This window comes from Dehalococcoides mccartyi (assembly GCF_001889305.1).
GTDB classification, from domain to species: domain Bacteria; phylum Chloroflexota; class Dehalococcoidia; order Dehalococcoidales; family Dehalococcoidaceae; genus Dehalococcoides; species Dehalococcoides mccartyi_A.
Genome location: NZ_CP013074.1, coordinates 906,596 through 923,125, shown reverse-complemented (window position 1 = coordinate 923,125; position 16,530 = coordinate 906,596). Strand labels below are relative to the sequence as shown.

The window sequence follows — 16,530 nt, the reverse complement described above, 5'->3', positions numbered from 1 at the left end:
CATGGATGGCATCTTGAATATCAACAAGCCCTTCGGGATAACCTCCTTTGATGTGGTTTTAAAAATCAGACGTATTTACTCTCAGAAACGAGTAGGGCATGGAGGTACGCTTGACCCGTATGCCACCGGAGTTATCCCCGTTTTTTTAGGCAGATCTACGCGTCTCATAGAGTACCTTTCTTCTGTCAGCAAGACATATCTGGCTGAAATAGAGCTGGGGACAGAAACAGATAGTTATGATAGTGAAGGCGAGGTCACTTCCCGAAAACCCTTTGACCGGATTACACGTGAAATGATACAAACAGCACTGCTGGATTTTCAGGGTGAGATTACTCAAATACCTCCTATGTATAGTGCCGTAAAACATCGCGGAATGCGGCTTTATAATCTGGCTCGTCAGGGTTTAGAGGTAGAAAGAAATCCCCGGACAGCCATGATTTATAGCATAAAACTGCTTGACTGCAATTTGCCTGTACTGCGTTTACGGATAGAATGTGGACATGGTACATATATACGGTCTATCGCTTTTGACTTGGGCAGAAAACTGGGCTGCGGGGCATATCTGAAATCACTGGTCAGAGAAGCTTACGGGCAATTTAATCTGGCAAAATCTCTTTCATTTACTGACCTTGAAGCAGCCAAGAATGAAGGAAAACTCCAGGATATTTTGCTTCCACCCGAAATAGCCATAGGGCATTTGCCTAGAGTGACCCTTGATGAAAAGAATATAACACGCTTGGTAAATGGTTTGGAGATAACACTGGAGCAAAATGACAGGCCTGAGGTAATTGCCGTATATAACACGAAAAACAGATTTGCGGCTATAATCCAGCCGGAGAGTGACGGCAGTTGGCATCCGGCAAAAGTATTCGTAAACCAATGCCTGAAAGAGAATGCGGATTAGCTTAAAATTATACTTATAATGCTTGACAATGCGCCTATAATAGTAGATGATATATTCCAAAATACCCGAAAGGAGACCGGCCATGGTACAGGCTTATTGTGTCAAGGATCGCAAGAAGATTGACGTCAAAGATGCCAGGAGAGTTACTCTGAAAAATGGTCGCGGAGCCTGGCAAGGTACCTGCCCTGTTTGCGGCGGGAAGGTTTTCAGGATAGGCTAAGTTACTTAGTTTATCTTTACAAACGGCTTTAAAAATGCCCGTGTGGGCTTAAAGAGGTATCAAATTATTCAGAGGTTATCTTCTGAAGGGTTAGTGACGTTTCAGGATAGCCTCTTCTGTTGGAAGGAGAGAACGGAAAAAATTGGGTAAAATCAACGTTGCCATTATCGGTGTTGGTAACTGTGCTTCGTCCTTAGTACAGGGTGTTCACTATTACCGGAAAGCAAAGGACACTGAATTCGTTCCAGGTCTGATGCATGTCAATCTTGGCGGTTATCACATTAGCGACATTAACTTCACTGCTGCCTTTGATGTTGATAAAAATAAGGTCGGCAAGGACCTTAGTGAAGCTATTTTTACTAAACCAAATAATACTTTTAAATTCACTGATGTTCCTGAAACCGGCGTCAAAGTTGAGCGCGGCATGACCCATGACGGTCTGGGCAAATATCTTTCCCAGATTATCCAGAAAGCTCCCGGCTCTACCGCTGACATTGTGAAAATCCTCAAAGAAACCAAGACGGATGTTGTTATCAACTATCTGCCGGTGGGTTCTGAGGAAGCCACCAAGTGGTATGTGGAGCAGATTCTGGAAGCCGGATGCGGTATGATTAACTGCATACCGGTATTCATCGCCCGTGAAAAGTATTGGCAGCAGCGTTTTGTAACTGCCGGTGTACCTATTATCGGTGATGATATCAAGTCACAGGTGGGTGCTACCATTACCCATCGCGTACTTACCAGACTGTTCTGTGACCGCGGTGTAAAGCTTGAAAAAACTTATCAGCTGAATTTCGGCGGTAACACTGACTTCCTGAATATGCTTGAACGCGAACGGCTGGAATCAAAGAAAATCTCCAAGACCAATGCAGTTACCTCTCAGCTTGATTACAAGCTTGACCCTGATTGTGTTCATGTAGGCCCCAGTGACTATGTGCCGTGGCTTGAAGACCGCAAGTTCTGCCATATCCGGATGGAAGGCCGGACTTTCGGTGATGTCCCCTTGAATTTGGAGATGAAGCTGGAAGTTTGGGACAGCCCCAACTCCGCCGGTGTAGTCATTGATGCCATCCGTTGCTGCAAATTAGCTATGGATAACGGCATGTCCGGTTCACTGAACGAACCCTCTTCATATTTTATGAAGTCACCTCCCGTTCAGTATACTGACGACGCTGCTCATCTTATGACTGCAGAGTTCATTAAAAAGACCTCTGCCAAGAAAGTGGCTGGGGCTGAAAAGAAGGCAGAAAAATAACCCGAACTTCCTTAGTGATACTGTAGGTTAGTTGGCGGTTAACAGTGAAAATAGCTTTAGTCTGTCCTTATGATTTTGCCTACCCGGGTGGCGTGGTTAACCACGTTAGCTCGCTTTATAAAGAACTTAAAATGCTGGGGCATGATGTTCGCATCATTGCTCCAGCATCAAAGTCTCCGGCCGAATACGGTGTTGATTTTATTCGGGTCGGTAAACCCCGTCCTCTGGCTACTTCCGGAACAGTAGTTCGCATCAGCCTTTCGGTGAATCTGAAAAATCGCATAAAACAGGTTCTAGAAACCGAAAAGTTTGATGTTATCCATCTGCATGAACCATTTATGATAATGCTTTGCAGTGCTATGCTCCGGTTTTCCAAAACCTGTAATGTGGCTACTTTCCATGCCAGTCAGGGCAAGCCCGGTTATAATTTGGGCTGGCCTTTTACCCGCATATTCCTGAGAAGGCGCAGGCGCAACCTCCATGGGCATATGGCGGTTTCCAAAGCAGCTTTGCGTTTTGCCTCCAAATATATCCCCGGTGACTATACTATTGTGCCCAATGGGATAGACCTGGATTTATTTAATACCGAAGTTCAGCCTGTGCCCGAGTATATGGATGACAAACTTAATATCCTTTTTGTGGGCCGGATGGAGAATCGAAAGGGATTGGGTTATCTTATTGATGCGTACGCCCAGATTAAGCCCCTATGCCCTCAGACAAGGCTTCTGATAGTAGGCCCGGGTACACCCGGGCAAATTAAACATTACCGCGATATAGTAAAACGGCACGAACTTTCAGATGTGGTATTTACGGGCGGGGTTTCCTGCACTGAGCTGCCGCGTTATTATAAAACAGCCCATATTTATTGTTCACCGGCTACCGGCCAGGAAAGTTTTGGTATTGTACTTCTGGAAGCTATGGCTTTGGGTGTGCCGATTGTGGCTTCTCAAATAGAAGGATATCAATGTGTCCTCACGAATAATAAAGAAGGGCTGTTAGTGCCGCCTAAAAATGCAGATGAATTGGCCAAAGCCCTGATGAAACTTGTAGCCCATCCCGATATGCGTTCTGAGCTTAGTGCCGAAGGCTTAAAAACAGTTCAGCAGTATAGCTGGAAAAAGGTTGCTAAAAAAGTTGAAGAGTACTACCATTTGGTGTTAAGCAAAAATCACCACGGTCCGGAAGGTAAATAGTTTGGCTGTTGCCTTCAACTCAGGGCAGAAAAGAGTCTGAATATAATGTCTGGTATGGCAAGCTTACGTAAGGAAATAGCCCTAAAAGTCACCAATCCCATTATAAACCTTTTAGCTAAAACCGGTCTTACCCCCAATATGGTTACGGTAACCGGTTTTATTATTACCCTGGTAGCAGCCGGGATTATAGTGAATGGAAATCTGTTGCTTGCAGGGATTGTTATGCTGCTGGCAGGTGTATTTGACATGCTGGACGGAGCACTGGCCAGACGTACCGGCAAGGTTACCCGCTTCGGGGCAGTACTTGATTCTACTTTGGACAGGATTTCGGAAGCGGCAATACTTATAGGTATATGCGCTCTTTATTCTCAAAATGGGCAAACACCTGAAGTAGTGCTTGCGGTAGTTACCCTTACCTTATCCCTGATGGTCAGCTATATACGTGCCAGAGCTGAAGCCATGGGGCTTGAAGGCAAGGAAGGGTTTTTTACCAGACCTGAACGGGTGGTTGCCCTGGCTATAGGCATGATGTTTAACATACTTGTGCCGGTGTTGGTGCTGGTAAGCGTGTTAAGTTTGATAACTGTCATTCAGCGGCTTGTAAATGTTTACCGCCAGACCAAATGATAGTGACTTTATCAGCCTAATCTGTTAAACTTTATCGGTTTCCCCTCGGCAACTGGTAGTTGGGTGAGGGGATAAAATATGTTTAAAGCCAAAATTGGGGGAGTTATGCCTGTTACAGCAATAGTCGGTGGACAGTGGGGGGATGAAGGCAAGGGCAAAGTTGTAGATATGCTGGCCCAGGAGGCTGATTACGTAGTACGTTTCTCCGGCGGTGATAATGCGGGTCATACTGTTATCAACCCTATGGGTGAGTTTAAACTTCATATTATTCCTTCAGGGGTTTTTTATCCCGGTGTGAAATGCATTATCGGCAATGGGGTGGTTATAAATCCTGATGTTTTCATACGTGAACGCAATGAACTTATCAGCCGCGGCGTGAATGTTAGCAATGTTTTTATAAGTGACCGGGCTCATCTGGTTTTGCCATATCATATACTGCTGGACGGGCTTGAAGAAGAGGCCAGAGGAAATAAATCACTGGGTACTACCCGAAGGGGGATAGGGCCTGCATTTGTGGATAAATATGCCCGTATGGGCATACGGGTAGGTGATTTGCTTCTGCCCGAATATCTGCGTGAGCGGCTGGAGTATGTACTGGAATGTAAAAACCAGCTGCTTACCAAAGTGTATGACGCAGCGCCTATTTCTTTGGATGAAATTTATGAAACCTGCCTCAAATGGGGAAAAGAGTTGGCACCCAATATCAAAGAAACCACTCATATTATTGAAGAGGCTATCAGCCAGGACAAAAAGATAATAATGGAAGGTGCACAGGGGGCTTTGCTTGACCCTGATTTTGGCACTTATCCTTATGGCACTTCCAGTTCGCCTCTGGCAGCCGGCGGTTGTCTGGGGATAGGAATAGGACCGGCTTCAGTAAGTGCTACACTGGGTGTTTTCAAGGCTTACAGTACCAGAGTTGGCGGCGGGCCAATGCCTACCGAGCTTTTAGATGAAACAGGGGATACCATACGTGATGAAGCCCACGAGTACGGTACAACTACTGGCCGTCCCAGACGGATAGGTTGGTTTGATGCGGTGGCCGGAAAGTTCAGCTGCCAGATAAATGGTATGACCACTGCCATAATGACCCGCTTGGATATTATGGATATTTTACCTACCATATCAATTTGTACTGCGTATGAGCTTAACGGCAAGATAATCAAATATTTTCCAGCAAACTCAGGGGAACTTGCTAAGTGCAAGCCTGTTTATGAGGAGATGCCTGGCTGGCTTTGTTCTACTAAAGAAGTCAGAAATTATGAAGATCTGCCGAATGAAGCAAAAGACTATATATGCCGCATTGAGGAGCTTATAGGCTGCCGGATGAGTGCAGTTTGTATTGGCCCTTCACGCGAACAGACTATCTACAAATAAACCTAATATTTCTCTAAATACCGAAGGGGGCTTAAAAGCCCCCTTTTTTATTCCATTTTTGCAATTCAAATAGTTGCCAAGACGGATTTTATATTTACATTCTAGCTGTAAAAACTAAGACACCTTGCCGTCAGGGTTTTTCAACATACCATATATGGTTTGGCTGGTACCTGAAATCCTCTGACTGGCCAGTGTTTTGAAACCCAGATGCTCATACATAGACACATTTTCAGGGCTTTGTGTTTCCAGATAACACGGTATGCCTGTTTGATTCATAAAGTCCAGCATGGGGCGTATCAAATGCCCGGCTATCCCGTGGCCCTGATATTCAGGGTTAACGGCCAGAAGAGCAAGGTGAAAATATATAGCCGGAGCATGTTTGGTTCGCAGGCTTTGGCTAATTTTATCTACTCTGGACATTTCAGTTAAAAGTGGCAGCTGGTTCCTTGCCTGAAAAAGGTAGGACAAGTGCCTGATACGCTGACGAAATGTTTTATGGACATTATTCGGTTCCCAAAGGGCTATTCCTTCCAGGTTAGCGGAACTAGCATATGACTGCCCGATATCCATCCCGGTTTTTAAAATATATTCAAAAATCCGGTAAAGAGCATCTATACCCGCTTTCCCATTTGAAATCTCCTTCATTATAGGGTCATTCTGAAAAGCACGGGCACAGACTTCAGCTGCTCTGGGTATATCTGATTTATTCAGTTTGTAGAGATATTGAAGAGGAATTTCCTCCATATTGGTCCTTTCTGTTTTTCCTGAGCATGGCATGCAGTGAAATATTGCCTAGGGGTATACTGAAAGAGCCTATTTCTTCATAACCCCAGTGGCGGTACATATTTACATTCTGCAAATTTTGGGTTTCAAGATAAGACGTTATATTATTCCGGTCAAGTTCCGCCAGAATAGGACGGACGACTTTACTGGCAAGCCCTTTTGAACGGTGTTTGGGGGCTACAGCCAGCAAAGCAAGGTATTTGTTACTAAAAGGGTATAGCTGGTCTCTCATTTTGTCACACAGATTGTTTAACTGCATATCCCGCTGAAAGTAATTAAACCCGCACCAGAGGTTTTTTACAGGGAAACCGCAGCTGATAAGTTGCAAGAGGGAAATACGCACCGGGGCATCAAACCAAACTGAAACCGCCTCCATATTTGGAGAAGAGGCATAAGCCTGTCCGTATTTTATACCAAGTGCTGCATAGTACTCAAAAACCATCGGCAGCCGCCGGGCTTTCTGAGTATTCCCCTGTAGGAGATACAAAGTGAGCGGGTCATCCTTGAATGCTTCGGCTGCTGCTTGGGCAAGATGCTTTATATCCGTTTTTTCCAAACGGTAGAGACCATTGTCAGACTGTATCATTTTTATTTTATAGGCAGGTCGATAGTATAGCCCTTAAGGCTTTCACGTATAAGGGCGGCGGTCTTTTCATCTGCTTCGGTCATGGGCAGTCTCAGCCCGCCTACATTAAACCCCAGGTAATTCAGGGCATACTTTATGGGTATGGGGTTTGATACAACAAAAAGTGAGCGTATCAGCGGGGTCAGGTGGCGGTGAATAGCGGCTGCGTTATCCGTATTGCCTGACACAAAGCTGGTTATCATGTCTTTTATCTGGTTACCCACCAAATGTGAAGCTACCGAGATAACACCGTAAGCCCCCATTGCAAGCATGGGTAGAGTATCGCTGTCATTTCCGCTCCAGACAGTAAAATCAGGGCGGACATTGTTTATTATCTGAGCGATATCGTCCAGTTTGCCGCTGGCTTCTTTGATACCTACAATATTAGGTATATGGCTCAGGCGGATTACTGTTTCCGGGCTCATGTGGGTGATGGTGCGGGAGGGTACATTATAAAGTATGCAGGGAAGCTTGGTGGCTTCAGCAATCGTCTTGAAATGAAGATATAGACCCTCTTGAGTGGGTTTATTATAATAGGGTACTACCAGCAAACAGGCATCTACCCCGATTTTTTCAGCCTTCAAAGTATTTTCCAGTGCTTCCTGAGTGCTGTTGGCACCTGTGCCGGCAATAACCTTTCCCCTGTTGCCGACAGCAGATTTTACAGCCGCAAACAGGGCGTGTTCTTCTTCCCAGGTAACGGTAGGGGATTCACCGGTAGTGCCAACTACCACCAGACCATCACTGCCTGAATCAAGCAGCCCCAGAGCCAGTTTCTGAGCCTGAACATAGTCTACTGTCCCATCTTTTTTAAACGGGGTTACCATAGCGGTAATAAGTCTGCCTAAGTCTTTCATTTCTAACCTCCTATCATGCCGCGGTTTACCAGTTCTTCGGCAATCTGGACTGCATTTAAGGCAGCGCCTTTTCTGACATTGTCAGCCACAACCCACATAACCAAACCATTGGGGTTGGAAATGTCTTTGCGTATCCGTCCCACAAATACCTCGTCGGTGCCGGTGGCCAGCCAGGGGTGCGGGTAGAGCTTTACAGCCGGCTCATCCAGTACTTTGACGCCGGGTGAGCGGAGAAGTATATCACGTGCCTGCTCCGGTTCCATGGGACGTTCAAATTCTACAGTTACTGCTTCAGAGTGGCCGGTAAATACCGGCACCCTGACGCAGGTAGCTGAAACCTGTATGTTATCAGCATGCATAATCTTGCGGGTTTCTTCCAGCATTTTCCATTCTTCCTTGGTATAGCCGCTGTCAAAAAAGACATCAATTTCCGGCAGTACATTAAAAGCAATCTGATGCGAATATACATGGGCAACAGCCTTCTGTCCGTCAAGCAACTGGCGTGTTTGAGCACGCAACTCGTCAACTGCATTTATACCTGTACCGGATACAGCCTGAAAAGTGGTTACTACAATGCGTTTAATCGGATTTACCTGATGCAAAGGGTACAGGGCAACTACCATTTGAATTGTAGAGCAATTCGGGTTGGCAATAATCCCTTTATGCTTGGTAATGTCTTCAATATTTACCTCAGGCACTACCAGCGGTACTTTCGGATCCATACGGAATGCGGCGCTGTTGTCCACCACTATGGCTTTATGCTGGGCGGCGATAGGCGCAAAATGGCGGGAGATATCCGCACCGGCTGAAAACAAGGCGATATCCACATCATTAAACGAATCATAGGCGGTCTCCCTGACCTCTATTTCCTCGCCTTTGACCATCATTTTCTTGCCCGCAGAGCGGTCTGACGCCAGGAGTGAAACGGTATCCATCGGAAAATCCCGTTTCTCCAGTACTTTTATAAATTCCTGACCTACCATACCGGTAGCACCTACTATGGCCACTCTGTAACCCATGGACTGCCTCCTAAAGCTTAAGCAGTTTGTCCAGACCGAAAACAAAACCTTTGGTTTGGACTATTTCTTTTATTGCCAGTGTAACACCCGGCATATAACATTCGCGGCTAAAGGCATCATGCCGTATAGTCAGCGTTTGACCGGCCGCTCCGAAAATCACTTCCTGATGTGCCAGCAGACCCGGCAGGCGTACGCTGTGCACCCTTATACCATCATGTTCCTGCCCGCGGGCATCAGTCAGATTTTCCTTGGTCGGTTTGTTAAAAGCCTCACCACGGGCTCTCAGCATGGCTGTTATTGTGGCCAAAGCTGTACCTGAGGGTGAGTCAAGTTTTTTATCATGGTGAAGTTCTATCACCTCGGCGCTGGAAAGAAAACGTGAAGCAACCTGTGCCAAATGAACCATTATTATAGCACCAAGGGCAAAGTTGGGTGCAACTATAATCCCGATGTCATTGGTTTTAGCCAGCAGTTCAATTTCTGATATTTCTTCAGGCGAAAAGCCGGTAGTGCCTATAACCAGATTAACCTTGTGGGCGGCGGCAATGCGGATGGCAGGCATGGAAGCCTTGGCAATAGTAAAATCTACCATTACATCCGGCTTGGTCTGCGAGAGGATAAATGAAAGGTCTGCCGAGTAGGGGATAGAGCCGCTTCCGTCCGGCAGGGTCAGGGATGGGCTTTCAGCCCGTATATCCACTGCTCCCACCGGAAGAAGGTTATTTTCCTGGCACAGGGTCTTTAAGACCTCCTGGCCCATTTTGCCTGAGGCACCGTGAACTACAACCTTTATAGGTGTCATAGCGCCTCCTAATATATTATGAGTTGGACCGGTCTTGAGGGCGGAAAGGCCCGGAACGACGCGGCTGGGAATCACGGTTACGTGAAATGGGTACGGCGTTGGGGTTGAGAATGACCCGCCGTGACAAATTTACTCTGCCTTGGGAATCAATCTCGGTAACTTTTACCGTTATTTCATCACCAACCTTGACTATATCTTCCACTTTTTCTACTCTGTGGTCAGCCAGTTCGCTTATGTGTACCATGCCCTCCTTGCCGGGCAGGATTTCAACGAAAGCGCCGAAGGTCATTATCCGGGTAACTTTACCGGTGTAAACACTGCCGGCTTCAATATCTTTAGTCAGGTCTTCAATTATCTTGATAGCCTTTTGGGCCGAAGCTTCGTCAGTAGCACCGATGACCACTGTGCCGTCATTTTCAATATCAACGGTAGTATTGGTCTGCTCAATAATAGAGCGGATAGTCTTGCCGCCGCTGCCGATAACACTGCCAATCTTGGAGGGGTCAATGCTTATCTTGTACATTCTGGGGGCGTAAGGGCTAAGCTCGGTCTTGGGCTGGGCAAGAGCCTTGTCCATTACTTCCAGTATGGTATAGCGGGCTTCTTTGGCCTGATATATAGCGTCACGGATAACGTCAAAGCTGATACCCTTGACCTTCATGTCCACCTGTATGGCGGTTATGCCGTCACGGGTACCGGCAACTTTGAAATCCATATCGCCGTAGTTATCTTCAATACCTTCAATATCAGTAATGGTGCAGTAGGTATCATTTTCACCGGTAATAAGGCCGATGGAGATACCGGCAACAGCTTTTTTAACGGGTACACCTGCATCCATAAGTGACAAACTGGACGAACAGACACTGCCCATAGAAGTAGAGCCTGATGAACCGACTACGTCAGCTACCATACGAATGGTATAGGGAAATTCTTCGGGAGTGGGCAGGACAGGCACCAAAGCCCTTTCGGCTAAAGCACCATGGCCGATTTCACGCCGTCCGGGGGAGCCGGAACGCTTAACTTCACCGGTAGAGAAGGGGGCAAAATTGTAGTGAAGCATAAAACGCTTGGTATCTTCGGCACTCAAGCCATCCAGCTGCTGGGATTCCTGTAAAGAACCCAGAGTGGTAACGGCCATAACCTGGGTATCACCCCGGGTGAACAAAGCTGAGCCGTGAACGCGGGGCAGAATACCTGTTTCAGCGTCCAGCTGGCGAAGCTGTTTAATGCCCCGTCCGTTTACCCTGATATCTTTTTCAAGTATAGTTGAGCGGATAGCCTTTTTGATTTCTTTATCATAAGCAGCCAGAATATCGCCCTCGGCGTACGTTTCTGCCAAAGCTTCAACCAGTTCGCTCTGAAGGGCTTCAACCGCATTTTCACGGAGGGTTTTGTCCTGATGGCTCAGAGCTTCGTTTACCCGCCCCTTTACAAAGGCGGCTACCGCTGCTTTGACTTCTTCAGGTATTTCCAGCACCGGCACCGGCAGTTTTTCCTTGCCCAGCTTGGCGCGGATTTCATCCTGAAGGTCAATCAGCTCCTGATTTGCCTGGTGGGCAAACTCAATCGCTTTAATCATAAGGTCTTCGGGAATTTCCTTAGACCCGGCTTCAATCATAACCACGGCTTTGCGGGTGCTGACTACCACCAAATCCATCTGGCTTTGTTCCAGCTGGGCAAAGGTGGGGTTAAGCACGAATTCACCGTTTATATAACCTACGCGGCTGGCTCCAACCGGACCTTCGTAGGGTATTTCAGACATGGCAAGAACAGTGGAAGCACCCACTACACCCCAGATATCGGCGTCATTTTCCTTATCTGAGGCAATTACGGTGATAATAATCTGAAGTTCATTCCGCCACTCCTTGGGGAGAAGGGGGCGAAGAGGTCTGTCTGTTAGACGTCCAGCCAAAATAGCCTGTTCACTGGGGCGTCCTTCGCGGCGGATAAACCCGCCGGGGATTTTGCCTGCGGCATACATCCGCTCTTCATAGTCTATAGTCAGGGGGAGGAAATCCACCCCTTCGCGCGGTTTTTTGGCAGCACAAAGTGTTACCAGTAATTCGGTATCCGCATAGCGGATAGTTACTGCGGCATCTGCAAGGCGGGCCATTTTCCCGCTCTCTATAATAAGTTTTCTGCCGCCAATAGTTCGTTCAAATGAGTTGGCAGTTATCAATAACGTAATCTCCTTACAGGGTTATTTGCCTTGGCAATATTTATTTTCTAAGGCCAAGATTGGCAATAAGCTCCTGATAACCGGCCCCGTTATTGTTGCGCATGTATGAGAGCAAGCGGCGGCGGCGGCCAACCAAAGTAAGCAGGCTTCTCTTGGTATGAAAGTCATGTTTATTGGCAATCATGTGGGTGGTTAACTGGTGAATACGGGCAGTGAGCAAGGCTACCTGCACTTCAGTAGAGCCGGTATCGTTTTCGCTCTTTTTGAATTCGTTAATAATCAGAGATTTTTCCTGTTTGTCCAAACTTATTCCCCTTATGTTATTCTACTCAATTTAAAGTCAAAATTATATCACACTGTACCTGTGTTGTAAAACAAATGCGTTATATTTAGGTATAATATACCATATTCCGGCAAGTGTTTACTTGACGTAATATATGGGTAACGCTATATTCATTTAAGGGCTTTAAAAGAGGTGTTTGTGTGAGTTTGCACGCCGGTATATTAAAACTGTGGCTGGACTTGCCTGAAAATACCTCGCTGAAGGGCAAGCGCCAGCTTATTCAGCCGCTAATCAGGCAACTGCAAAACCGTTTCAATCTTTCGGTAGCCGAAGCCGAAGAAATGGACAGATGGAAGACGGCGGTTATTGGTATAAGCTGTATCAGCAACAGTGCCGCGGTGGCTGACCAGTTACTGAATAAAGTACTGGCTTTTGTGACTGACGGCGGGTTTGATTTGGTTATACGTGATTTTCAGATTGAAATAATGGCGGTTTAGGATAAAGGCTTTTGGAAACTACCGAATTTTTAGCCTATATTGCATCACTGCCTGATTATCAGAAGCAGATAGCCCATATTGAACGCCTGCCTTACCGTCCGGCGGAATATGCCAGAACTGACGCCCCGCTGTTGCCCCGGATAGATGCACGCCTCAGAAAAAAACGGATTTTGCCCTTGTACACCCATCAGGCAAATGCTGTAAACCTTAGCCGGCAGGGGAAGAATATCATAGTGGCCACCCCGGCGGCCAGCGGTAAGAGCTTGTGCTATAACCTGCCGGTGCTGGAAAAACTGCTCTCAGACCCGAATGCCAGAGCTTTATACCTTTACCCGGCTAAGGCTTTGGCACAGGACCAGCTGCGGAGCCTGAAATCCCTAGCAGTGCCTTCACTCCTGGCAGATGAGGAAATAGCTGTATATGACGGCGATACCCCCGGCAACAGCCGTGCGAATATACGCCTGAAAGCCCGGATTATACTTTCAAACCCGGATATGCTCCATGTTTCCATACTGCCTTTTCACCAGAAGTGGGGGCGGTTTTTACGCCACCTGGAATATGTGGTGATAGACGAAGCCCATATTTACCGGGGGGTGTTTGGTTCGCATCTGGCAAATATTATCCGCAGGCTTAGGCGTCTTTGCCGTTACTACGGCAGTTCCCCGCAGTTTATTCTCAGTTCGGCTACTATAGCCAGCCCCGGCGTTCATGCCCAAAGTCTGACCGGGCTGCCTTTTTCAGTGGTAGATAATGACGGCTCTCCCAGGTCAGAAAAAGATTTTGTTTTTTGGAATCCGCCCATTATTGACCCGGCTAACGGCATACGCCATAGCGCTAACTCGGAATCTTCGTTTCTTTTAAGCGAACTGGTCAGCCACGAAATCCGTACCCTGGACTTTACCCGTACCAAACGGCTGACCGAACTTATTTATAAATATTCGCGTGACCGCCTGATAGCCATAAAGCCGGAGTTTGCAGACCTCATCAAGCCTTACCGGGGTGGGTATACCGCCGAAGACCGCCGCAAGATAGAAAAAGAGCTTTTCTCAGGCAGATTGCTTGGGGCGGTTTCCACCAATGCACTTGAGCTGGGAATAGATATAGGTGACCTGGGGGCTACCATACTGACCGGCTTTCCGGGCAGTATCTCCAGCACTTTTCAGCAGGCAGGACGAAGCGGCCGAAGGTGCGGCCACTCACTTTCCTTTTTGCTGGGGCTGGATAACCCCCTTGACCAGTATTATATGAATAACCCCGAAAAACTGTTTAACAGCGGTTTTGAAGGCACTTTTATCAATCCGGAAAATTCATATATCTACAGGGTTCATCTTTTATGTGCCGCCTGGGAGATGCCGGTAAACGCAAGTGAAACGGATATGTTCGGTGAAAACCTGATTGAGGAGCTGGATACACTTGCTCAGGAAAGAGTGCTTAATAAGCGGCGGGACAATTATTATCTGTCAGCCGATATTTCTTACCCTGCCGGAGATATCAGTATCCGTTCGGCTTCGGGCAAGGATTTCTGTCTAATAGATGCCGAAAGCGGACAGATTATTGAAACGCTGGACTTTCAAACCGCCTTTTTGCAAGCTTATCCCGGGGCGGTTTACTTGCATCAGGGTGAAAGCTATCTGGTAAGCCGTTTTGACCTTAATTCCCAGATAGCCCTGCTGGAAAAGAAAAAACTGGACTACTATACGGTTACCCGTGACCTTACCGAAATAAGCATAATTGAAGTGCTCAAAAACAAACTGGTGGGGGATATCAGCGTATATCTGGGCAAAGTGGATGTTACTTTAACTGTAACCGGCTACAGGCGTAAAGCCCAGTTCACAGAGCAGGTATTGAGCGAGGAGCAGCTGGATTTGCCGCCGCAGACTTTTCCCACTATAGCTGTCTGGTTTAAACTGCCTTCTGATATAGTCTCCGCTATGGAAAAAACTAAAATGGATTTTCACGGGGCTATCCACGCCGCCGAACACGCCCTTATCGGGCTGCTGCCTTTATTTGCCCTGTGTGACCGGGGAGATATCGGCGGTGTTTCTACCCCGCTCCACCCGGATACCGGTACCCCGGCCATATTTATATATGACGGACACCCCGGCGGGGTAGGTATTGCCGAAAAGGGATATGAAGTCATCAACGACCTTTGGGAAGCCGCCAGAAACGTTATTGGAAAATGCACCTGCATAGACGGCTGTCCCAGTTGCGTTCAGTCACCCAAGTGCGGCAATAATAACAAACCACTGGATAAAAACGGGGCTAAAGCCGTACTTGAAAGATGCCTGGGCAAAGCCTGTTTGTGATGCTGAATTTGTTCGGGTATAATTTTAATATAGTACTTTTTAAAAATTGAAACAGGACTGGTATTTATGTTTGAAATAAATGTAGACCCGGTAGCCTTCAGCATCGGTTCGCTGGTGATCAAATGGTACGGAATCATGATGGCTCTGGGTGTGGTGGCACTGATTTCCTGGATATTCTGGCGGATTAAACGCGGGGCCGATATTTCTTATGATACGGTGCTGACTGCGGCTATTATTGCTATTCCTTCCGGCATTATTTTTTCAAAGCTTCTGCATGTTATAGATGCCTGGGAATATTACAGCCTTAACCCCGGAGCTATTTTGAGCGGTGAAGGTTTAACCATATTCGGGGCTATTATCGGTGCAACTATAGGCTTGTGGATTTACAGCCGTTATTCCCACTTCAATCTGGGTTACTTGCTGGATGTGGCTGTTCCGGGCATACTGCTGGGGCAGGCGATAGGCCGGGTGGGGTGTCTGCTGAATGGCTGTTGTTACGGTGAATACGGCGGCAGCGGCTGCAGTGTGATTTATACAAACCCTGCCACAGCTGCTCCGCATGGTATAGCGGTAGCACCTACCCAGGCTTACGAAATTATTTTTTTACTGTGTCTTTTTGCCTTTAGCTTATTTATTGCCAAAAAGCTGCGACCTGACGGACAGCTTTTCCTGCTTTACATAAGCCTCTATGCCGCCTGGAGAGTCGCCATTGGTTTTGTGCGGGTAAATGATGATTTTGCTTTGGGGCTGGAACAGGCTCAGGTAGTGGGACTGATACTTATTGCCATAGCTGTTCCGCTCTTTATATACCGTTTACGGAACCAAAAGGCAGCGGACAAGATAACTTAAGCGCGAAACGCTTAGGTTAAACTTTAGGATTATTAGCATTAAAAATAAGACTTGCAAATGTATTTAAAGTAAATCTGCAAGTCTTTAATTATTCTGTCTGCTCTGGGAAAATAAGATTAAAGCCGTTCTTTAAGGTTTTTACGGAAGATAGCCCGTTTGGCATTGCCGGAGCCGGCCTTATTTTTTATCTCTTTCATTCGGGGTATGTACATAAGTATGGGTATCATAACTACCAAAAGGGAAAATAGCACTTTCCCCAAATCATGCTGTCCAAGCCATGCCACCAGTATGAAGCTGATAAATGAAATGCCGTAACTCAAGGTGGGGAAACGGGTAATAGCCATAAGGATAAGAAAAGAAGCGATATATATAGGAATGCCCTCTGGCATCATATAGGCCAGAATACCTATGGCAGTTGCTCCGCCCTTGCCGCCCTTAAATCTTAGCCATACCGGGTAATTATGCCCGGCAATGGCCATTAGGGCGCACAGCATCTGGATACCCAGCCCTTCACCTAGCCAGTTGGCAACTGCCATAGCCAGAGCACCTTTGCCTATATCTACCGCCAGTACCAGAATACCCGGCCAGAAACCCACATTGTAAAAAACATTCATAGACCCCATATTTTTAGAGCCTACCGTACGGATATCTATGCCTTTAAAAATCCGCCCTGCCAGATAAGGGGCAGGGGTAGAGCCGATAAAATATGCGGCAATGAGGGCAATTATAACCATTATCAAACTATTCATTTGCT

17 protein-coding genes are annotated in these 16,530 nt (G+C 46.9%); 9 read left to right on the top strand and 8 right to left on the bottom strand.

Translation table 11 applies throughout. From position 1 onward, the window contains the following. The first annotated feature begins 1 nt into the window (after position 1). The 6 genes from truB to ASJ33_RS04955 all read left to right on the top strand — a co-directional run bounded on the left by truB (position 2) and on the right by ASJ33_RS04955 (position 5,576). Complete coding sequence (gene truB / locus ASJ33_RS04975; RefSeq protein WP_041330970.1) at positions 2–904, top strand: tRNA pseudouridine(55) synthase TruB; 903 nt, start codon at positions 2–4, stop codon at positions 902–904. 82 nt (positions 905–986) lie between these two features. Further along, entirely contained in the window at positions 987–1,124 is a 138-nt protein-coding gene (locus tag ASJ33_RS08480) for a DUF5679 domain-containing protein (RefSeq protein ID WP_023652395.1), read from the top strand. A 142-nt stretch (positions 1,125–1,266) separates the two neighbouring features. Continuing rightward, entirely contained in the window at positions 1,267–2,379 is a 1,113-nt protein-coding gene (locus tag ASJ33_RS04970) for an inositol-3-phosphate synthase (RefSeq protein WP_012882134.1), read from the top strand. 44 nt (positions 2,380–2,423) lie between these two features. Further along, positions 2,424–3,572: a glycosyltransferase family 4 protein gene (locus ASJ33_RS04965; protein ID WP_012882133.1), complete on the top strand. Its 1,149-nt coding sequence runs from the start codon at positions 2,424–2,426 to the stop codon at positions 3,570–3,572. 45 nt (positions 3,573–3,617) lie between these two features. Continuing rightward, complete coding sequence (locus ASJ33_RS04960; RefSeq protein WP_041330968.1) at positions 3,618–4,199, top strand: CDP-alcohol phosphatidyltransferase family protein; 582 nt, start codon at positions 3,618–3,620, stop codon at positions 4,197–4,199. Positions 4,200–4,304: 105 nt separating this feature from the next. Then, on the top strand, positions 4,305–5,576 hold the full coding sequence (locus ASJ33_RS04955) for an adenylosuccinate synthase (protein ID WP_041331738.1): 1,272 nt from the start codon (positions 4,305–4,307) through the stop codon (positions 5,574–5,576). Between the two features lie 114 nt (positions 5,577–5,690). Here ASJ33_RS04955 and ASJ33_RS04950 read toward each other — a convergent pair whose 3' ends face one another. The 7 genes from ASJ33_RS04950 to rpsO are packed head-to-tail and all read right to left on the bottom strand — an operon-like array spanning position 5,691 to position 12,145. Beyond that, positions 5,691–6,320 (bottom strand): GNAT family N-acetyltransferase, encoded by a 630-nt coding sequence (locus ASJ33_RS04950; RefSeq protein WP_023652391.1) that lies wholly within the window; start codon positions 6,318–6,320, stop codon positions 5,691–5,693. Beyond that, positions 6,280–6,945, bottom strand: a complete 666-nt coding sequence (locus ASJ33_RS04945) for a GNAT family N-acetyltransferase (RefSeq protein ID WP_023652390.1) — start codon at positions 6,943–6,945, stop codon at positions 6,280–6,282. The genes ASJ33_RS04950 and ASJ33_RS04945 overlap by 41 nt, the downstream gene beginning before the upstream one ends. A 2-nt stretch (positions 6,946–6,947) precedes the next feature. After that, complete coding sequence (dapA, locus tag ASJ33_RS04940) at positions 6,948–7,841, bottom strand: 4-hydroxy-tetrahydrodipicolinate synthase (protein WP_012882128.1); 894 nt, start codon at positions 7,839–7,841, stop codon at positions 6,948–6,950. Positions 7,842–7,843: 2 nt separating this feature from the next. Next, the gene (locus tag ASJ33_RS04935) at positions 7,844–8,860 is read right to left on the bottom strand and encodes an aspartate-semialdehyde dehydrogenase (RefSeq protein ID WP_041330966.1); all 1,017 of its coding nucleotides are present in this window, start codon (positions 8,858–8,860) and stop codon (positions 7,844–7,846) included. Positions 8,861–8,870: 10 nt separating this feature from the next. After that, positions 8,871–9,662, bottom strand: coding sequence for a 4-hydroxy-tetrahydrodipicolinate reductase (gene dapB / locus ASJ33_RS04930; RefSeq protein WP_041330964.1), 792 nt, complete (start codon positions 9,660–9,662; stop codon positions 8,871–8,873). Positions 9,663–9,678: 16 nt separating this feature from the next. Continuing rightward, positions 9,679–11,841 (bottom strand): polyribonucleotide nucleotidyltransferase, encoded by a 2,163-nt coding sequence (locus ASJ33_RS04925; protein WP_023652386.1) that lies wholly within the window; start codon positions 11,839–11,841, stop codon positions 9,679–9,681. Positions 11,842–11,881: 40 nt separating this feature from the next. Beyond that, a complete protein-coding gene (gene rpsO, locus ASJ33_RS04920) occupies positions 11,882–12,145 on the bottom strand; it encodes a 30S ribosomal protein S15 (protein WP_010936671.1) in 264 nt (87 codons plus the stop codon). A 179-nt stretch (positions 12,146–12,324) separates the two neighbouring features. Here rpsO and ASJ33_RS04915 point away from each other — a divergent pair, with 179 nt between their 5' ends. The 3 genes from ASJ33_RS04915 (at position 12,325) to ASJ33_RS04905 (ending at position 15,776) form a co-directional block, all read left to right on the top strand. Then, on the top strand, positions 12,325–12,621 hold the full coding sequence (locus ASJ33_RS04915; protein WP_023652385.1) for a DUF503 domain-containing protein: 297 nt from the start codon (positions 12,325–12,327) through the stop codon (positions 12,619–12,621). 11 nt (positions 12,622–12,632) lie between these two features. Then, positions 12,633–14,927: a DEAD/DEAH box helicase gene (locus ASJ33_RS04910; RefSeq protein WP_041330963.1), complete on the top strand. Its 2,295-nt coding sequence runs from the start codon at positions 12,633–12,635 to the stop codon at positions 14,925–14,927. A gap of 66 nt (positions 14,928–14,993) precedes the next feature. Beyond that, on the top strand, positions 14,994–15,776 hold the full coding sequence (locus ASJ33_RS04905; protein ID WP_041330961.1) for a prolipoprotein diacylglyceryl transferase: 783 nt from the start codon (positions 14,994–14,996) through the stop codon (positions 15,774–15,776). A 116-nt stretch (positions 15,777–15,892) separates the two neighbouring features. Here the strand turns inward: ASJ33_RS04905 and ASJ33_RS04900 are convergent, their stop codons facing one another. Beyond that, complete coding sequence (locus ASJ33_RS04900) at positions 15,893–16,525, bottom strand: glycerol-3-phosphate acyltransferase (protein ID WP_023652382.1); 633 nt, start codon at positions 16,523–16,525, stop codon at positions 15,893–15,895. Between the last annotated feature and the right edge of the window lie 5 nt (positions 16,526–16,530).

Excerpts from the sequence above, each read along its gene's own strand:
- truB (WP_041330970.1), top strand. The coding sequence starts at position 2 with ATGGATGGCATCTTGAATATCAACAAGCCCTTCGGGATAACCTCCTTT.
- ASJ33_RS08480 (WP_023652395.1), top strand. The coding sequence starts at position 987 with ATGGTACAGGCTTATTGTGTCAAGGATCGCAAGAAGATTGACGTCAAA.
- ASJ33_RS04960 (WP_041330968.1), top strand. The coding sequence starts at position 3,618 with ATGTCTGGTATGGCAAGCTTACGTAAGGAAATAGCCCTAAAAGTCACC.
- ASJ33_RS04955 (WP_041331738.1), top strand. The coding sequence starts at position 4,305 with ATGCCTGTTACAGCAATAGTCGGTGGACAGTGGGGGGATGAAGGCAAG.
- ASJ33_RS04950 (WP_023652391.1), bottom strand. The coding sequence starts at position 6,320 with ATGGAGGAAATTCCTCTTCAATATCTCTACAAACTGAATAAATCAGAT.
- ASJ33_RS04945 (WP_023652390.1), bottom strand. The coding sequence starts at position 6,945 with ATGATACAGTCTGACAATGGTCTCTACCGTTTGGAAAAAACGGATATA.
- dapA (WP_012882128.1), bottom strand. The coding sequence starts at position 7,841 with ATGAAAGACTTAGGCAGACTTATTACCGCTATGGTAACCCCGTTTAAA.
- ASJ33_RS04935 (WP_041330966.1), bottom strand. The coding sequence starts at position 8,860 with ATGGGTTACAGAGTGGCCATAGTAGGTGCTACCGGTATGGTAGGTCAG.
- dapB (WP_041330964.1), bottom strand. The coding sequence starts at position 9,662 with ATGACACCTATAAAGGTTGTAGTTCACGGTGCCTCAGGCAAAATGGGC.
- ASJ33_RS04905 (WP_041330961.1), top strand. The coding sequence starts at position 14,994 with ATGTTTGAAATAAATGTAGACCCGGTAGCCTTCAGCATCGGTTCGCTG.
- ASJ33_RS04900 (WP_023652382.1), bottom strand. The coding sequence starts at position 16,525 with ATGAATAGTTTGATAATGGTTATAATTGCCCTCATTGCCGCATATTTT.